Annotated in this window: 18 protein-coding genes, 2 tRNA genes and 1 pseudogene; 9 read left to right on the top strand and 12 right to left on the bottom strand. The window is 52.3% G+C overall.

Translation table 11 applies throughout. The features are described 5' to 3' along the window. Positions 1 to 76: 76 nt before the first annotated feature. From dapC to FGL10_RS01850, 4 genes are all read left to right on the top strand, one after another. Complete coding sequence (gene dapC / locus FGL10_RS01835; protein ID WP_003707459.1) at positions 77 to 1,264, top strand: succinyldiaminopimelate transaminase; 1,188 nt, start codon at positions 77 to 79, stop codon at positions 1,262 to 1,264. 263 nt (positions 1,265 to 1,527) lie between these two features. After that, positions 1,528 to 2,307, top strand: coding sequence for a peroxide stress protein YaaA (yaaA, locus tag FGL10_RS01840; RefSeq protein ID WP_003707461.1), 780 nt, complete (start codon positions 1,528 to 1,530; stop codon positions 2,305 to 2,307). Between the two features lie 82 nt (positions 2,308 to 2,389). After that, positions 2,390 to 2,480, top strand: a tRNA-Ser gene (locus FGL10_RS01845). Positions 2,481 to 2,557: 77 nt separating this feature from the next. After that, positions 2,558 to 2,647 (top strand) — tRNA-Ser (locus tag FGL10_RS01850). A 140-nt stretch (positions 2,648 to 2,787) separates the two neighbouring features. Here FGL10_RS01850 and FGL10_RS11925 read toward each other — a convergent pair. From FGL10_RS11925 to FGL10_RS01870, 4 genes are all read right to left on the bottom strand, one after another. Next, positions 2,788 to 2,955: a hypothetical protein gene (locus tag FGL10_RS11925; RefSeq protein ID WP_003707463.1), complete on the bottom strand. Its 168-nt coding sequence runs from the start codon at positions 2,953 to 2,955 to the stop codon at positions 2,788 to 2,790. Positions 2,956 to 2,974: 19 nt separating this feature from the next. Next, positions 2,975 to 3,277, bottom strand: a complete 303-nt coding sequence (locus FGL10_RS01860; RefSeq protein ID WP_003707465.1) for a hypothetical protein — start codon at positions 3,275 to 3,277, stop codon at positions 2,975 to 2,977. A 142-nt stretch (positions 3,278 to 3,419) separates the two neighbouring features. Next, complete coding sequence (locus tag FGL10_RS01865; RefSeq protein WP_003707467.1) at positions 3,420 to 5,645, bottom strand: NADP-dependent isocitrate dehydrogenase; 2,226 nt, start codon at positions 5,643 to 5,645, stop codon at positions 3,420 to 3,422. Positions 5,646 to 5,711: 66 nt separating this feature from the next. Next, the gene (locus tag FGL10_RS01870) at positions 5,712 to 5,852 is read right to left on the bottom strand and encodes a hypothetical protein (RefSeq protein ID WP_003707468.1); all 141 of its coding nucleotides are present in this window, start codon (positions 5,850 to 5,852) and stop codon (positions 5,712 to 5,714) included. A gap of 227 nt (positions 5,853 to 6,079) precedes the next feature. Here FGL10_RS01870 and lst point away from each other — a divergent pair, with 227 nt between their 5' ends. Beyond that, complete coding sequence (lst, locus tag FGL10_RS01875) at positions 6,080 to 7,195, top strand: N-acetyllactosaminide alpha-2,3-sialyltransferase (RefSeq protein WP_025455648.1); 1,116 nt, start codon at positions 6,080 to 6,082, stop codon at positions 7,193 to 7,195. Positions 7,196 to 7,359: 164 nt separating this feature from the next. On the opposite strand, the gene FGL10_RS01880 is transcribed toward lst, so the two are convergent. Next, on the bottom strand, positions 7,360 to 7,818 hold the full coding sequence (locus FGL10_RS01880; protein ID WP_002213814.1) for a c-type cytochrome: 459 nt from the start codon (positions 7,816 to 7,818) through the stop codon (positions 7,360 to 7,362). Between the two features lie 269 nt (positions 7,819 to 8,087). Here FGL10_RS01880 and FGL10_RS01885 point away from each other — a divergent pair, with 269 nt between their 5' ends. Continuing rightward, entirely contained in the window at positions 8,088 to 8,909 is an 822-nt protein-coding gene (locus FGL10_RS01885; protein WP_002213812.1) for an SDR family oxidoreductase, read from the top strand. Positions 8,910 to 8,959: 50 nt separating this feature from the next. On the opposite strand, the gene yciA is transcribed toward FGL10_RS01885, so the two are convergent. The 3 genes from yciA to FGL10_RS01900 form a co-directional block, all read right to left on the bottom strand. Continuing rightward, entirely contained in the window at positions 8,960 to 9,406 is a 447-nt protein-coding gene (yciA, locus tag FGL10_RS01890) for an acyl-CoA thioester hydrolase YciA (RefSeq protein ID WP_002213811.1), read from the bottom strand. Between the two features lie 262 nt (positions 9,407 to 9,668). Next, positions 9,669 to 9,854, bottom strand: coding sequence for a hypothetical protein (locus tag FGL10_RS11930; RefSeq protein ID WP_003707475.1), 186 nt, complete (start codon positions 9,852 to 9,854; stop codon positions 9,669 to 9,671). A 13-nt stretch (positions 9,855 to 9,867) separates the two neighbouring features. Beyond that, positions 9,868 to 10,629 (bottom strand): opacity family porin, encoded by a 762-nt coding sequence (locus FGL10_RS01900; protein ID WP_080718806.1) that lies wholly within the window; start codon positions 10,627 to 10,629, stop codon positions 9,868 to 9,870. A 424-nt stretch (positions 10,630 to 11,053) separates the two neighbouring features. Here FGL10_RS01900 and pip point away from each other — a divergent pair, with 424 nt between their 5' ends. Then, positions 11,054 to 11,986: a prolyl aminopeptidase gene (gene pip / locus FGL10_RS01910; protein ID WP_036469948.1), complete on the top strand. Its 933-nt coding sequence runs from the start codon at positions 11,054 to 11,056 to the stop codon at positions 11,984 to 11,986. 56 nt (positions 11,987 to 12,042) lie between these two features. Here the strand turns inward: pip and FGL10_RS01915 are convergent, their stop codons facing one another. Next, positions 12,043 to 13,239: an NlpB/DapX family lipoprotein gene (locus FGL10_RS01915; protein WP_003709765.1), complete on the bottom strand. Its 1,197-nt coding sequence runs from the start codon at positions 13,237 to 13,239 to the stop codon at positions 12,043 to 12,045. An 8-nt stretch (positions 13,240 to 13,247) separates the two neighbouring features. Beyond that, entirely contained in the window at positions 13,248 to 14,123 is an 876-nt protein-coding gene (gene dapA, locus FGL10_RS01920) for a 4-hydroxy-tetrahydrodipicolinate synthase (RefSeq protein WP_003709767.1), read from the bottom strand. Positions 14,124 to 14,160: 37 nt separating this feature from the next. On the opposite strand from dapA, the pseudogene FGL10_RS01925 reads away from it, so the two are divergent. Further along, positions 14,161 to 14,415 (top strand): annotated as a pseudogene (locus FGL10_RS01925) (hypothetical protein). 14 nt (positions 14,416 to 14,429) lie between these two features. Next, positions 14,430 to 15,821 carry a nucleobase:cation symporter-2 family protein gene (locus tag FGL10_RS01930; RefSeq protein ID WP_003712262.1) on the top strand — a complete coding sequence of 464 codons (1,392 nt, stop codon included), beginning with the start codon at positions 14,430 to 14,432 and terminating at the stop codon, positions 15,819 to 15,821. 61 nt (positions 15,822 to 15,882) lie between these two features. Here the strand turns inward: FGL10_RS01930 and rlmB are convergent, their stop codons facing one another. Together rlmB and FGL10_RS01940 are read right to left on the bottom strand one after the other, a co-directional pair. Then, positions 15,883 to 16,635: a 23S rRNA (guanosine(2251)-2'-O)-methyltransferase RlmB gene (gene rlmB / locus FGL10_RS01935; protein WP_036469951.1), complete on the bottom strand. Its 753-nt coding sequence runs from the start codon at positions 16,633 to 16,635 to the stop codon at positions 15,883 to 15,885. Positions 16,636 to 16,701: 66 nt separating this feature from the next. Beyond that, the gene (locus FGL10_RS01940; protein WP_003709774.1) at positions 16,702 to 17,190 is read right to left on the bottom strand and encodes a DUF456 domain-containing protein; all 489 of its coding nucleotides are present in this window, start codon (positions 17,188 to 17,190) and stop codon (positions 16,702 to 16,704) included.

The following is a 17,190-nucleotide window of genomic DNA, read 5'->3' on the forward strand; positions in this document are numbered from 1 at the left end:
TATAAAATGCCGTCTGATGGGTGCCGTCAGGTTCAGACGGCATATCTTCCCAATATGCCGGTAATCGGAGAACATTATGAATACCTTACTCAACCAACTCAAACCCTATCCCTTTGCCCGACTGCGTGAAGCGATGCAGGGCATTTCCGCGCCCGAAGGTCTGGAAGCCGTCCCCCTTCACATCGGCGAGCCCAAACACCCGACACCGAAAGTCATTACGGATGCGCTGACCGCCTCATTGCACGAGTTGGAAAAATATCCGCTGACGGCCGGTTTGCCTGAACTGCGTCAGGCGTGTGCGAACTGGTTAAAACGCCGTTACGATGGTTTGACAGTGGATGCGGATAATGAAATTCTGCCGGTTTTAGGCAGTAGGGAGGCGTTGTTTTCTTTTGTCCAAACCGTGTTGAACCCTGTTTCAGACGGCCTCAAACCCGTAATCGTCAGCCCGAATCCCTTTTATCAGATTTATGAAGGTGCGACACTTTTGGGCGGCGGGGAAATCCATTTTGCCAATTGTCCCGCGCCGTCTTTCAACCCCGATTGGCGCAGTATTTCCGAAGAGGTTTGGAAACGCACCAAACTGGTGTTCGTCTGCTCGCCCAACAACCCCAGCGGCAGCGTGCTGGATTTGGACGGCTGGAAAGAAGTTTTTGATTTACAGGATAAATATGGTTTCATTATTGCCTCGGATGAATGCTATTCCGAAATCTATTTCGACGGCAACAAACCTTTAGGCTGCCTGCAAGCCGCTGCACAGTTGGGTCGAAGCAGGCAAAAACTGCTTATGTTCACCAGTTTGTCCAAGCGTTCCAATGTTCCGGGCCTGCGTTCCGGTTTTGTCGCCGGCGATGCCGAACTGCTTAAAAACTTTCTGCTTTACAGAACCTATCACGGCAGTGCAATGAGCATTCCCGTGCAGCGCGCAAGTATTGCCGCTTGGGATGACGAACAGCACGTTATCGACAACCGCCGTATGTATCAGGAAAAATTTGAGCGCGTTATTCCCATTTTGCAACAGGTATTTGACGTTAAATTACCGGATGCCTCGTTTTACATCTGGTTGAAAGTCCCCGATGGCGACGATTTGGCATTTGCACGCAATTTATGGCAAAAAGCCGCTATCCAAGTATTGCCCGGACGTTTTTTGGCACGGGATACCGAACAGGGCAATCCCGGGGAAGGTTATGTGCGGATTGCTTTGGTTGCCGATGTCGCAACTTGTGCCAAAGCTGCGGAAACCATTGTTTCCCTATATCGGTAAAGAATAAAAAATGCCGTTCGGACTTTCCTGACGGCATTTTTTATTATCGAAACCTTTGCAATACCTTATTTTAGATAGTTACTGAAAATAAATTACTGAGATTTCAATTAATTATTTTTGAATTTTGAAATTTGGCGGTTTTGTAAAAATCTCTGTCATTAAATTGTGTTTGCCATTACGGTATTTGCATCACAATTAATCGGCTTGCCTGAGGATGCTTTTAAATCTAAAATTCCGATGTTTGACACCATACCGAGCAGATTATGTTTTTTGTCCTTTCCCCTGCGAAAAACCTTAACGAAAAAGACCCTGCCCCTGTCAGCGAGTTTACCCAACCCGACCTGCTGGCAGAATCCGAAATGCTAATGCAGCAGTTGCGCGAGCTTGCGCCGCAACAGATTGCCGAACTGATGCACGTTTCCGACAAAATCGCCCTCTTAAACGCGCAGCGCAATGCAGAATGGCACACGCCGTTTACGCCGGAAAACGCCAAACAGGCAGTCTTTATGTTCAACGGCGATGTTTACGAAGGTATGGATGCAAACACATTGGATATTGGACAGATACGCTATCTGCAAAACCATGTCCGCCTGCTGTCCGGTCTGTACGGTCTTCTGCGCCCACTGGATCTGATGCAGCCCTACCGTTTGGAAATGGGGACGGCATTTGCCAATTTGCGCGGTAAGAATTTGTATGAGTTTTGGGGCGACATCATTACCAACCTTTTAAATGACACGCTTGCCCAAGCAGGCAGCAATACGCTTGTCAACCTTGCCTCACAGGAATATTTCAAGTCTGTCAATGTAAAAAAACTTCGGGCGCGGCTGATTACACCGATATTTAAAGATGAGAAAAACGGTAAATATAAAATCATCAGTTTCTATGCCAAGCGCGCACGCGGATTGATGGTGCGCTATGCGGCAGAACACAATATTACCGACCCTGAAATGCTGAAAAATTTTAATTACGAAGGCTACGCATTCAATGACGCGGCTTCCAATGAAAGCGAATGGGTTTTTATGCGTTCGGAACAAATAAAGTGAAAACAATAAATTAAGTATTTTCCGAAAAAAGTGCTTGGCAAAATGTATAAACTTCATTATTATTCCTAATCTTTAAGAAGACGGAAGCGTGGCAGAGCGGTTTAATGCAACGGTCTTGAAAACCGTCGAGGGTTGATAGCCCTCCGTGAGTTCGAATCTCACCGCTTCCGCCAATCCTTGAGGTCAAAAACCAAATAAAAATGAAGTAGCATAAAGCATCGGCATTTTTATTTGGTTTTACTTCATTATCGGAAACGTGGCAGAGAGGCTGAATGCAGCGGACTCGAAATCCGCTGAGGGTGCAAATCCTCCGTGGGTTCGAATCCCACCGTTTCCGCCACAAAACAAAACCGCCCTGAATCAGGGCAGTTCTTTTTTGCGCGAATCTGCACAATTACCATAAAAGAATCATTGGATTACTATGATTTTCCGTAACGCCCTGCAACGAACCGCAATCGGCAGATGCTTTGATTACGGTTTTTATGGTAATTTATATGGTAATTTTTGAGAATGGGAACTTGCCATAATGGTTAAAGCCGTTACTTCGTTTAATCCTGTTCGGGTCAGGGATGCGGGGAAGGCGGATTTTATCAAGCCGGTGCGTTTTGATGTGAGAATGCCGTCTGAAATCATTGTTTCAGACGGCATTGCTATTGCTGATGCGGCTTTATTCGCAATTCAGATTGCGGGTTTTTTCTGCAAACGAATCCATAGCGATTTGGCACATTTGCTTGCGCTGGCCCAAATCGGCGGCAGGCAGGGCTTGGAATAGGAATTTGGTGTTGTTGCGTGCGAAATCTGCCTTGTTTCCAGCTTTGTTGTAACAGGTTTCGGCGCGTTTGAAATATTGTTGGCAAATCGGCGGCAGTTCGTCCATAGTCAGGGGTTTGCTCTTATGCATACCGTGTGCGGATGCGGGAAGGGCGGTTGCCAAAAGGATGCTAATCAGGATGGTTGGAACAGCTTTCATATTATTGTCTTTCCGTAGGGTCAAAACTGAAGATTATATGATTTATATCCAATGGGTGCGGCGTTTAATTATAATCAGGCAGATAGGGATAACTAATGCCGTCTGAACGACAAATGTTCAGACGGCATTTTTGCCTTTGTGCTTATAAGGCGTTTAGTGCCTGATTAAAGGTCGCGCTCGGACGCATCGCTTGTGCGGCTTTTTCGGGATTGGCGGCGTAGTAGCCGCCGATGTCGGCCGCTTTGCCTTGTACGGCGGAGAGTTCTTCAACGATTTTGGCTTCGTTTTCCGCCAACGATTTGGCTAACGGCGCAAAAGCCGCTTTCAATTCCGCGTCTTTGTCTTGCGCTGCCAATTCTTGCGCCCAGTAGAGGGTAAGGTAGAAATGGCTGCCGCGGTTGTCGAGTTCGCCCGCTTTGCGTTTGGGCGATTTGTCGTTCAACAACAGTTTTTCGGTAGCAGCATCCAAAGTGTCGGCGAGGACTTGGGCTTTGGCGTTTCCGGTTTTTTGCGCCAGATGTTCAAACGATACGGCAAGCGCGAGAAATTCACCCAAAGAGTCCCAACGCAGGTGGTTTTCTTCGAGGAATTGTTGAACATGTTTCGGTGCAGAACCGCCCGCGCCGGTTTCAAACATACCGCCGCCATTCATCAATGGAACGATAGACAGCATTTTCGCGCTGGTGCCGAGTTCCAAAATCGGGAACAGGTCGGTCAGATAATCGCGCAGGACGTTGCCGGTTACAGAAATGGTGTCTTCGCCGTTTTTCAGACGACCCAAGCTGAACTTGGCGGCTTCTTCGGGCGCGAGGACGCGGATGTCGAGGCCGTCAGTATCCAGTTCGGCAAGGTAGGCTTTGACTTTGGCAAGCAGGCTTTTGTCGTGCGGACGGTTTTCGTCGAGCCAGAATACGGCTGGCGTGTTGCTCAGGCGGGCGCGGTTGACGGCAAGTTGCACCCAGTCTTTAACCGGAGCGTCTTTGGTTTGGCACATACGCCAGATGTCGCCGGCTTCAACGTCGTGCTGCATCAGGATTTTTCCTGACGAATCAATGACTTGGACTTTGCCGTCGGCTTCGATTTCAAAGGTTTTGTTGTGTGAGCCGTATTCTTCCGCCGCTTGCGCCATCAGACCGACGTTGGGCACAGTACCCATTGTTGTCGGATCGAATGCGCCGTGTTCGCGGCAGAAATCGATGGTTGCTTGGTAAACACCGGCATAGCTGCTGTCAGGAATGACGGCTTTGGTGTCTTGCGCTTTGCCGTTTTTGTCCCACATACGGCCGGAGTTACGAATCATCGCAGGCATAGAAGCATCAACGATGACATCGCTGGGAACGTGCAGGTTGGTAATGCCTTTGTCGGAATCAACCATCGCCAAATCAGGGTTGGCGGCGTAAACGGCAGCGATTTCAGCTTCGACGGCGGCGCGGGTGTCCGCATCCAGTTTGTCCAGATTGGTAAGCAGGTTGCCGAAGCCGTTGTTGACGTTGACACCTGCGGCAGCCAGTTTGTCGCCGAATTTTTCAAAGACAGGCGCGAAGAACACTTTGACGGCGTGTCCGAAGATAATCGGGTCGGACACTTTCATCATCGTGGCTTTCATATGCAGCGAGAACAATACGCCTTTAGCTTTCGCGTCTTTCACTTGTTCGGCAAGGAAGGCGAGCAGGGCTTTTTTGCTCATCACGGTCGCGTCGATGATTTCGCCGGCTTTCAGGGCAACAGGCGCGCGCAGCTCTTTTTTGTTGCCTTGTTTGTCGGTGAACACGATGGATACGGAAGTCGCTTCAGGTACGGTAACGGATTGTTCGTTATGGAAAAAGTCGCCGCTTTGCATGGTGGCGACGTGGGTTTTGGAGTCTTTCGCCCACGCGCCCATGCTGTGCGGATTTTTTTTCGCAAAGTTTTTCACTGCTTTGGGGGCGCGGCGGTCGGAGTTGCCTTCGCGCAGGACAGGGTTTACCGCGCTGCCTTTGATGCGGTCGTAGCGTTCGCGCACGGCTTTTTCTTCATCGGTTTGAGGGTCGGCAGGATAATCGGGGACGGCAAAGCCTTTAGACTGCAATTCTTTAATCGCGGCGGTCAGTTGAGGTACGGATGCGCTGATGTTCGGCAGTTTGATTACGTTTGCATCGGGCTGTTTCACCAGTTCGCCCAATTCGGCAAGCGCGTCGGGTACGCGCTGCGCTTCGGTCAGATATTCGGGGAATGCCGCCAAAATACGGCCGGACAGGGAAATGTCGGCAGTTTTGACATCAATATCGGCGTGGCGGGCAAACGCCTGCACAATCGGCAGCAGCGATTGGGTCGCCAGCGCGGGGGCTTCGTCGGTATGGGTATAAACAATGGTGGATTTTTGAGTCATAGGATTATTCTCTTGTAGGTTGGTTTTTTCTTTTGGAACACATTGCGCGGGGAATGTGCGCGGCTATTATGGCATATTTTGGCGGCTTTGTTCGCGCTTTGTTCGATCTTGGCGTGTTTGAACGCGGCAGCGTGAAAGGAAGGGGGAAATGGTTTTCCCGCGTTTGGCGGCGGTGTCGGAGGTGCTGTGCCTGATGTGCGGCGGCATATTTTCGGTGAAATTGATTTTATAGTGGTTTAAATTTAAACCAGTACAGCGTTGCCTCGCCTTGTCGTACTATCTGTACTGTCTGCGGCTTCGTTGCCTTGTCCTGATTTAAATTTAAACCACTATAATATTCGGTAACTGTCGGAATATCTGCTAAAATTCCGCATTTTTCCGCCCCGGGACACTCGGGGCGTATGTTTAATTTGTCGGAATGGAGTTTTAGGGATATGGGCTTGAAAAAGGCTTGTTTGACCGTGTTGTGCCTGATTGTTTTTTGTTTCGGGATATTTTATACATTTGACCGGGTAAATCAGGGGGAAAGGAATGCGGTTTCCCTGCTGAAGGAGAAACTCTTCAATGAAGAGGGGGAGCCGGTCAATCTGATTTTCTGCTATACCATATTGCAGATGAAGGTGGCGGAAAGGATTATGGCGCAGCATCCGGGCGAGCGGTTTTATGTGGTGCTGATGTCTGAAAACAGGAATGAAAAATACGATTATTATTTTAATCAGATAAAGGATAAGGCGGAGCGGGCGTATTTTTTCTACCTGCCCTACGGGTTGAACAAATCGTTTAATTTCATTCCGACGATGGCGGAGCTGAAGGTGAAGTCGATGCTGCTGCCGAAGGTCAAGCGGATTTATTTGGCGAGTTTGGAAAAAGTCAGCATCGCCGCCTTTTTGAGCACTTACCCGGATGCGGAAATCAAAACCTTTGACGACGGGACAAACAACCTGATACAGGAGAGCAGCTATTTGGGCGATGAGTTTTCTGTAAACGGGACGATCAAGCGGAATTTTGCCCGAATGATGATCGGAGATTGGAGCATCGCCAAAACCCGTAATGCTTCCGACGAGCATTACACGATATTCAAGGGTTTGAAAAACATTATGGACGACGGCCGCCGCAAGATGACTTACCTGCCGCTGTTCGATGCGTCCGAACTGAAGGCGGGGGATGAAACGGGCGGCACGGTGCGGATACTTTTGGGTTCGCCCGACAAAGAGATGAAGGAAATTTCGGAAAAGGCGGCAAAAGATTTCAACATACAATATGTCGCACCGCATCCCCGCCAAACCTACGAGCTTTCCGGCGTAACCACATTAAATTCGCCCTATGTCATCGAAGACTATATTTTGCGCGAGATTAAGAAAAACCCGCATACGAGGTATGAAATTTATACCTTTTTCAGCGGCGCGGCGTTGACGATGAAGGATTTTCCCAATGTGCACGTTTATGCATTGAAACCGGCTTCCCTTCCGGAAGATTATTGGCTCAAGCCGGTGTATGCCCTGTTTACCCAATCCGGCATCCCGATTTTGACATTTGACGATAAAGATTAATCGCATAGCAAATCAAAATAGAAAATGGCGGAGTGCGTGGGGTAAAAATAAGGATAGCGTTTTTTCATTTGGATTGACGATAATTTCTGATTGCTTTGCGCGTGCTGAAATGACAAAGAAAATGCCGTCTGAAGGCTTCAGACGGCATTGTTCTGTTTCGGATGTTATTCCGGCGCGCGGAAGCTGTCGTGGCAGGATTTGCAGCTTGCGCCGGTTTCGCCGTAGGCGGCTTTGATTTCATCCAGTTTGCCGGTTTGGGCAGCGGCGTTGAGTTTTTCGACGGCGGCGGCGAATTTTGTTTTTTCGGCTTCAAATTTTGCACCATCCGACCAAACGGCTGGCAGGGCGCGGCCGTTGCCTTGCGGATCGGACTCAAAAAGTGTGAACGGTTTCTTGCTGCTTTCGGCAAACGCCGCGGCAGCCTGTTTGAATTTTTCGACATCGTAAGGCTCTTCGCCTTTGACCATTTTGCCCATACGCGAGAAGTCGGGCATCATAGATTTGAACGCGGCGGTGCGGTTTTCGGAAATTTCGCCTTTGGGCTGTGCGGGCGCGCCGCCGTTTCCGCAGGCGGAAAGGAATAGGGCGAGGGCGGTTGCGGCAAGGCGGGTTTGAATGTTCATCGTGTTTCCTTTTCGGTTGAAACCCCGCCCACTTGGACATCCGTCCTTCGGGGCGGTAGAATCAGATTTTATTTGGGAAGGGTGCAATCCCTTCCGAATCAGGACGGCACATAGGGCGACGCTTTATGTGTCGTCCTGTGTGTTGAAACATATTGAATGTGTCCTGTCGTGGTGGTATGGTTGTTGTCATTTTCAGCCGGCGCGATGCCGTCTGAAAGGCGTTATGATACCTGAAACAGGTTTGGGAAACGAGAAAGAAAGGAAAAACAATGGCTGTTTTAATTACCGGTGCTTCGGCAGGATTCGGCGAAGCGATGTGCCGTGCGTTTGTCGGGGCGGGATACCGCGTTATCGGTGCGGCGCGCCGCGCGGACAGGCTTCAGGCCTTGGCGGATGAATTGGGTGCTTTGTTTTACCCTTTGGAAATGGACGTGTCGCGCCGCGAGTCGGTGGAAAACGCCTTAAACGGCATCCCCGATGAATTTTCCGACATCGACTGCCTCATCAACAATGCCGGGCTGGCTTTGGGTTTGGACACGGCGGACAAGGCGGATTTTGAAGATTGGGAAACAATGATTCAAACCAATGTTTTGGGTTTGACGTTTCTAACGCGCAAGATTTTGCCGAATATGGTGGCTCGGGGCGGCGGTTATGTGATGAATTTGGGTTCGATTGCGGGTAATTATGCTTATGCCGGCAGCAACGTTTACGGGGCGACCAAGGCGTTTGTCCGCCAGTTCAGCCTGAATTTGCGCGCAGAGCTGGCGGATAAGAACATCCGCATTACCAATATCGAGCCGGGTTTGTGCGGCAATACGGAGTTTTCCAACGTGCGCTTCAAAGGCGATGACGAGAGGGCGGCGGGCGTGTATGAGGGTGTGGAATTTATCCGCCCCGAAGATATTGCGGAAACCGCATTGTGGCTGTACCGCCGGCCGGCGCATATGAATGTGAACACGATTGAAATTATGCCCGTGGCGCAGACTTTTGCAGGAATGAAGGTCATAAAAACAGCCGTGCCGGAAGTGCGGGAAGACTTTGAAAAACAGAGTATGTCGCTGTTTTCCCGCATCAGGTCCTGGTTCAAATGATGCGGAATGCCGTCTGAAGACAGTTTCAGACGGCATTTTTACGGGTATTTTTACGGAGTAGGCAATAAGCCCGCCAATTTGGGGTTGCCTTCTTTCGGTATCGGGCGCGGATTGCCTTCCGCATCGATGGCGACATAAGTGAACACGGCTTCGGTTACGAGGTGGCGGTCTTCGGTAACGCAATCGTTCATCAAAGTTTTCACCCAGACTTCCACTTTAAGCTGGAGGGAAGTATTGCCCACGCGGACGCAATGCCCGTAGCAGCAGACGACGTTGCCGACCTTGACCGGGCGGATGAAGTTCATTTCCTGAACGGCGACGGTAACGATGCGTCCCCGCGCGATTTCCGCCGCCAATATGCCGCCGCCCAAATCCATCTGCGACATAATCCAGCCGCCGAAAATATCTTGGTTGGGATTGGTATCGCGCGGCATAGCGACGGTACGCAGGAGCAGTTCGCCTTGAGGGCGTTGGCGGTTGCCTTCTTCGTGCTGCATAAAGTTTCCTTGTTTTATTGAAATATAGATCGGACCTGCACCCCTGCCCGAAACGGGAAGTCGGGAAGTATGTAGTTTAACCCATTTGAGACATACAAGGGCGGGCGTAGGGCAGATTCGCAAGGCGTATTGTAGGGTGGGGCTGTAGGGTGGGCTTCAGTCCGCCATTTCCATCAATCCAACATTTCTACCGTTTTCATCGAATCCATCGAATCCATCGAATCCACCCCTTTCGACAATCCGACCCTACGCAACTGAACCGTCATTCCCACGAAAGTGGGAATCTAGAACGCGGGGTTTGGGCAACTGTTTTTATCCGATAAGTTTCTGTGCGGACAGGTCTAGATTCCCGCCTGCGCGGGAATGACGGTTCGGGTATTTCCACGCCTGTCCTGCGCCTGTAAACGGCAAGTGCATCAAAAATGCCGTCTGAAGGTTCAGACGGCATCGGTATTGGGGAATCAGAAGCGGTAGCGCACGCCCAATGAGGCTTCGTGGGTTTTGAAGCGGGTGTTTTCCAGGTGTCCCCAGTAGTGGTAGCGGTATCCGGTGTCCAAGGTTAGGTTGGGCGTGATGTCTATGCCTACGCCTGCCACTGCGCCGAAGCCCACGCGGCGGATGCTGTGGCTTTCGTGATAGGCGTTTTGCGTACTTGCCCCAGGCAGTACTGTATCTGCTGCTCCATTGCTACCGGCAGTTGTAACAACTTCAGTTGTTTTTTTAGTTGAATCGATGCTGTGTCTGACGTGTCCGTAGCTGACGCGCACGCCTGCATAGGGTTTGAAGCGGGAACCGGTATCGAAATCGTAAACGGCGGACAAACCGAGCGATGAGATGGCGTGGAATGTACCGTTTTCCTGATTTTCTGTCTTCAGGTCTTTCCTGTTAGGTGGAACGTTATTTATTTCTTTGATTTGGACGGAGTTTTTATTGTTGTACCATTTTCTGTAACGGGCATAATCTGCCGCTATCCTCCAGCCGCCGAAATCGTAGCCGACCGACACTCGGGGGTGGATGGAATGCGTATGGATGTTTTTGTCAAATTTGGTATCGGTTGCTTTAGGATAGTCTCGAGAAATCAGTTCGGAAGCGTAAGTTAAATCTGCCTGCACATACGGGCCGCGGCCATTGTCTTCACTTGCCGCCTGCGCTGCGGAAGAGAAGAGAAGAGAAGAGAAGAGAAGAGAAGAGAAGAGAAGGGTTTTTTTGGGGGCTGGATTCATTTTCGGCTCCGTATTCGGTTTAACTGATTAAAAGAGAACGATTTTCACTGATGGTTCAAGGGCGGATTGTATCGGGTTTGGGGCGATGTTTCAATAAGAAACAATAAGAAAGCCGCCATTATGGTTTAATCCTGCGCGTTGCAGCTTCCGGAAAGGGCTTGCGCCATTTTGAAACAAGGCCGACCCGCCGCCTTGAAGGGTGGGGGTTTAACTGTTAGGAAATAATGGCAAAGAGGCTTGTTTCTGTCAGACATTGTATGGGTTTTCTTTTAAATGATATATTTCCGCCTGTTTATGCAATATTTTCCGATTGATGGTTTTTATCGCGATTTTTCGGCATCTGCCTTTCGGGGCGGCTTGTGTCTCGTGCGTGATGTTGCGTGTCGGGATGTTCGGATTGTCAGAAGCAATATGGGAGAAGATGATGTATGAAATAAAACAGCCTTTTCATAGCGGATACTTGCAGGTGTCTGAAATTCATCAAATTTATTGGGAAGAGTCGGGCAATCCCGACGGTGTGCCGGTCATTTTTTTACACGGCGGGCCGGGCGCGGGGGCTTCGCCTGAATGTCGGGGTTTTTTCAATCCCGATGTGTTCCGCATCGTCATCATCGACCAGCGCGGTTGCGGACGTTCGCGCCCGTATGCTTGTGCGGAAGACAATACGACTTGGGATTTGGTGGCGGATATTGAAAAAGTCCGTGAAATGCTGGGTATTGAAAAATGGCTGGTGTTCGGCGGTTCGTGGGGCAGCACTTTGTCGCTGGCTTATGCCCAAACCCATCCGGAACGGGTAAAAGGATTGGTATTGCGCGGGATATTTTTGTGCAGGCCGTCTGAAACGGCGTGGCTGAACGAGGCGGGCGGTGTGAGCCGGATTTATCCGGAACAATGGCAAAAATTTGTCGCGCCGATTGCTGAAAATCGGCGGAACCGGCTGATTGAGGCGTATCACGGATTGCTGTTTCATCAAGATGAAGAAGTGTGCCTGTCTGCCGCGAAGGCTTGGGCGGATTGGGAAAGCTATCTGATCCGTTTCGAGCCGGAGGATGTGGATGAAGATGCTTATGCCTCACTGTCGATTGCGCGTTTGGAAAACCATTATTTTGTCAACGGCGGCTGGTTGCAGGACGATAAGGCGATTTTGAACAATATCGGCAAAATACGGCATATCCCGACCGTTATCGTGCAGGGGCGGTATGATTTGTGTACGCCGATGCAGAGTGCGTGGGAGCTGTCGAAAGCCTTTCCCGAAGCGGAATTGAGGGTGGTTCAGGCAGGGCATTGTGCGTTCGATCCGCCTTTGGCGGATGCGTTGGTTCAGGCGGTTGAGGATATTTTTCCTCGGTTGTTGTAAAAAGTTCCGCACAAAAAAGCAGCTTCCGTTTGGAAGCTGCTTTTGTTTTGAACGGTTTAACGCAGTTCGGAATGGAGTTTGCCCAACAGTGCGGATGCGTCTTTTCCGGCATATGCGCTGCCGTCTTTGTTGAGCAGGACGATGCGCGAGCCGTCGGCGACAGGCTCGGCATAGACAATCAGTTCCGGCTGTTCGGCAGGTTTCTCCGCTTTGCCTTTGCCCAGCAGGCGTTTGAACAGGCCGGGTTTTTGTTCGGTAACTGCATTGCTTTCGTTCGGGGCTTTTTGAACCAGGAAGGCGTGGCGTTCGGTGTTTTGACCGACGACGGTCAGCCCGATGCGGTCGAGGGCGAGCGCGGTGCGCCGCCAGTTTCTGCCGTAGTCGCCAAAGACAATCAGGCTTTTGCCTTCGATACGCGCCATTTCGTTTGCGGCGGGAAGGGTCGGGTTTTTTGCCGATGCGTTTTCCGCCTGCTGTCCGTCAACGCCCAAATATTGCATAAAGCGCGTCAGGAAAGCGGCTTCGAGGTTGGGATCGGACGGGGAGGGCTGCCATACGGTCGTGTCTTTGTCTTTGCCGCCGTACACTTCTTTCATGGCTTTGTGGGTGAAGAAGATGTCGGAAACGCCGTTTTGACCCTGTTCGATGCGGATGATGAACTTGTCGCGTTCGCCGGTGGAGTAGATGCCGCCCAAGCCGACTTTGTCGAAGAGGCGGCGGATGCTGTCTTGCGGGATTTTGGCGCGGTTTTCCGCCCATTCGGTTTCCATTTGCCCGATGGCCGGTTCTTCGGATTTGATGTCGAAGCCGTTTTCCTGCCAAAAGGCTTTCAGGAGCGGCCAGATTTCGGCAGGAGACTTGCCGTCGACAACGAGCCAGCGTTGGCTGCCGTCGCGCTCGAGGCGGACACCTTTGACGCTTTTCAATACCTCGGCATCGGCAGGCTGTTGGACGGCGGGGGTGCGGCGTTGTTCCAAATCGCTGGCGCGGACGGCTCCCGAACCGGCAGGCAGGCGGTAGAGGTCGCCTTGGTCGGGGTTGTTTAAGTCGGGGGGAACTTCGAGTTTGATCAGGCGGTGCGACTGGCTTTGGTAGTCGAGCTTGGGCTGTTCGGTTTTGCTGCCGGAGCAGGCGGCAAGCCCGATGAGTGCGAGTGCGGCAATGACGGGTTTGATATGGGTCATCGTGTCATCCTGTGTGATGGATATTAAAGTGTTTGTTGCGTTATGCCGTCTGAACGGTTCAGGCGGCATAGCTGTATTTAGAGTTGTCCCGAGGCTTTCAGGGCGGCGCGGACTTTTGCCTGTCCGTCTTCGGTCAGCGGAACGAGCGGCAGGCGGACGTGCGGTTCGCATCTGCCCAAGGCGGATACCGCCCATTTCGGTGCGGCGGGACTGGGTTCGCAGAACATGGTGTCGTAAATCGGAATCAGCCGGTCGTTGAGCTCGCGTGCGAGGGCGATATCGCCTTGCAACGCGGCACGGCACATATCGGCAAAGAGTTTCGGGGCGGCGTTGGCGGCTACGGTAATCACGCCGTGTCCGCCGCAGAGCATAAACGGCAGGGCGGTGTGGTCGTCGCCGGAAAGAACGACGAAGCCTTCGGGCGCACGGTTGATGAGTTCGATGTTGCTGCCGATGTTGCCGCCGGCTTCTTTCACACCGACGATGTTGGGGATTTCGGCAAGGCGCAGGATGGTTTCGTTGTTCATGCTGACGACGGTTCTGCCGGGCACGTTGTAGATGATCATCGGAATCGAGGCGGCTTCGGCGATGGTTTTGAAATGGCGGTAAATGCCTTCTTGGGAGGGCTTATTGTAATAGGGGACGACGGAGAGGGTGTAGTCCGCGCCGGCTTTTTCGGCGGCTTGCGAAAGCGCGACGGCTTCGACGGTGTTGTTCGCGCCCGTGCCGGCGATGACGGGGACGCGTTTGGCAACGTGTTTGACTGTTTCTTCGATGACGCTTGTGTGTTCTTCTACGGAAAGCGTGGCGGATTCGCCTGTCGTGCCGACGGCGACGATGCCGTCCGTGCCGTTTTCAATGTGCCAGTCGATTAAGTCGCGGAGTTGTTCGTAATGGATGCTGCCGTCTTGATTCATCGGGGTAATCAGGGCAACCAGGCTACCTTGTAACATACAGAACCTTTTATCAGTTGTGGTGTAGGGGGCGGTAATGCTTCCGATTGTAGCCTACTTTACCGCAGGTGTGAAATCCGGCGGGTCCGGGATGAGCGGGGCGGCTTGACGGCGGATGCGTCGGGTTTGTATTTTTGTGTTTGAAATCAGGTTATTGAGTTTTGCAAACGATATTCCGGCGGCGACGGTTCGGAATCTGTTTGCCGGACGGGCGCGTATGCCGTCCGAAATCGAAATTGAAGCGGTATGGCGGATTCGCTACAATCCGCGCTTTGGTTTTTTCAACATTTGAAGCAAGGAAACATTATGAGCGGTCATATGGGAAAAGGGGCGGATGCGCCTGATTTGGTGTACGGTTTGGAGGATAGGCCGCCGTTCGGCAATGCGCTGTTGAGCGCGGTTACCCATCTTTTGGCGATTTTCGTGCCGATGATTACGCCCGCGCTGATTGTGGGCGGCGCGCTGGAACTGCCGGTGGAGATGACGGCGTATCTCGTGTCGATGGCGATGGTTGCGTCGGGTGTCGGCACTTATTTGCAGGTCAACCGTTTCGGGCCGGTCGGTTCGGGGATGCTGTCCATCCAGTCGGTGAATTTCTCGTTCGTTACCGTCATGATTGCGCTGGGCGCGGGGATGAAAGAGGGCGGTTTGACTAAGGATGCGATGATTTCGACGCTCTTGGGCGTATCGTTTGTCGGCGCGTTTTTGGTGTGTTTCTCGGCGTGGCTTCTGCCGTATTTGAAAAAAGTGATTACGCCGACGGTCAGCGGCGTGGTCGTGATGCTGATTGGTCTGAGTTTGGTACACGTCGGCATTACCGATTTCGGCGGCGGCTTCGGCGCGAAGGCGGACGGCACGTTCGGCTCGATGGAAAACTTGGGGCTGGCATCGCTGGTGTTGCTGATTGTGTTGGTGTTCAACTGCATGAAAAACCCGCTGTTGCGGATGAGCGGCATCGCGGTCGGGCTGATTGCCGGCTACATCGTCGCGCTGTTTTTGGGCAAGGTGGATTTTTCCGCGCTGCAAAACCTGCCGCCGGTTACGCTGCCCGTACCGTTTAAATATGGTTTTGCTTTTGACTGGCACGCATTTATTGTGGCGGGTGCGATTTTCCTGTTGAGCGTGTTTGAGGCGGTCGGCGATTTGACGGCGACGGCAATGGTGTCCGATCAGCCGATTGAAGGCGAGGAATACACCAAACGTTTGCGCGGCGGCGTGTTGGCGGACGGCTTGGTATCGGTGATTGCGACGGCTTTGGGTTCGCTGCCGCTGACGACGTTTGCGCAAAACAACGGCGTGATTCAGATGACCGGCGTGGCTTCGCGCCATGTGGGCAAATATATTGCCGTGATTTTGGTGCTGTTGGGTTTGTTCCCCGTTGTCGGACGCGCGTTTACGACGATTCCGAGTCCGGTTTTAGGCGGCGCGATGGTTTTGATGTTCGGCTTGATTGCGATTGCGGGCGTGCGGATTTTGGTCAGCCACGGCATCCGCAGGCGCGAGGCGGTGATTGCGGCAACGTCGGTCGGTTTGGGCTTGGGTGTCGCGTTTGAGCCGGAAGTGTTTAAAAACCTGCCCGTCTTGTTCCAAAACTCTATTTCCGCCGGCGGCATTACGGCAGTCTTGCTGAATTTGGTCTTGCCCGAAGATAAAACCGAGGCGGCGGTCAAGTTTGATACCGATCACTTGGAACACTGATTTTGAAAACGAATGCCGTCTGAAACAGAATCCCTGTTTCAGACGGCATTGTTTTTGAGGCTTACGCTTTTTCGTTTTTTAATACGCGCTGCCGGCGGGTTTCACTTAATACCATTCCGGCAGACACGGAAACGTTCATGCTTTCGACTGTACCGAACATGGGTATGGACACCAGCATATCGCAGTGTTCGCGCGTGAGGCGGCGCATACCGTCGCCTTCGTTGCCCATTACCCACGCCGCGCTGTCGGGCAGATTGCAATGGTAAAGGTCGGACTCGCCGCCCATATCGGTGCCGATGATCCAAATGCCGTATTCTTTCAGCTCGCGCATGGTGCGGGCGAGATTGGTTACGGTGATGTAGGGGACGGTTTCCGCCGCGCCGCAGGCGACTTTGCTGACGGTGGCGTTCAGCCCCGCGCTTTTGTCTTTCGGCGCGATGACGGCGTGTACGCCCATTGCGTCGGCGGTACGTAGGCACGCGCCGAGGTTGTGCGGATCGGTGATGCCGTCGAGTATCAGCAACAGCGGCGGTTCGCTGAGGTTTTCCAATACGTCTTCGAGGTGGACGTGGTTTTTGGAGGCATCGATAAATCCGACTACGCCCTGATGGCGCGCTCCTTTGCTGATGGCGTTGAGGCGGTCGGCATCGGCAAAATATACGCGGATGTTTTCGTTTGCCGCCTTTTCCAACACTTCGCGCGTGCGTGCGTCTGATTTGCCTTCTTGGATGTAGAGTTCGACGATGGATTTGGGGTTTTGCCACAATCGGGCATTGACGGCGTGGAAGCCGTAGATGGGTCTTTGGTTTGCCATGATGGTGCTTTGTGAAAAGGGTTCGGACGGCATTATAGCAATTTGCCGGTATGCCGTCTGAAGGGGTTAAAACAGGTAGGCGATGTATTTCACCAACAGGATAAACAAGATGGATACGGCGCAGCCGATTTTGAACGCCGTGCCGACGACAAGTCCCAACAGTGTACCCAAGCCCGCTTTACCTGCCTGAAGCATATTGCGTCTGTCGATGAGTTCGCCTGCCGCCGCGCCGATAAAGGGGCCGAGTATTAGTCCGGGCAGGGAGAAAAATATGCCGATGATGCTGCCGGCCAATGCGCCTCGAACGGCGAGCCTGCCCGCTCCGGTATATTTTGTCCCCCATATGCCTGCCATATAGTCCGTCAGTATGCCGGCAAGGCTGATGAGTCCGACCGTCCACAAAACGCCCGCGCCGTAGATTTGGTAGCCGCCGGAGTAGGCGAGCAGCCAGGTTCCGGCAAACATCAATGCCAATCCGGGCAGGGCGGGGTAAACGATGCCCGCCGTACCGGCGGCTATCAGGGCGAGGGCGAGGATGACGGGCAGGGCGGTCAT

The sequence above is a fragment of the Neisseria lactamica genome (genome assembly GCF_901482445.1).
GTDB classification, from domain to species: Bacteria; Pseudomonadota; Gammaproteobacteria; order Burkholderiales; family Neisseriaceae; genus Neisseria; species Neisseria lactamica.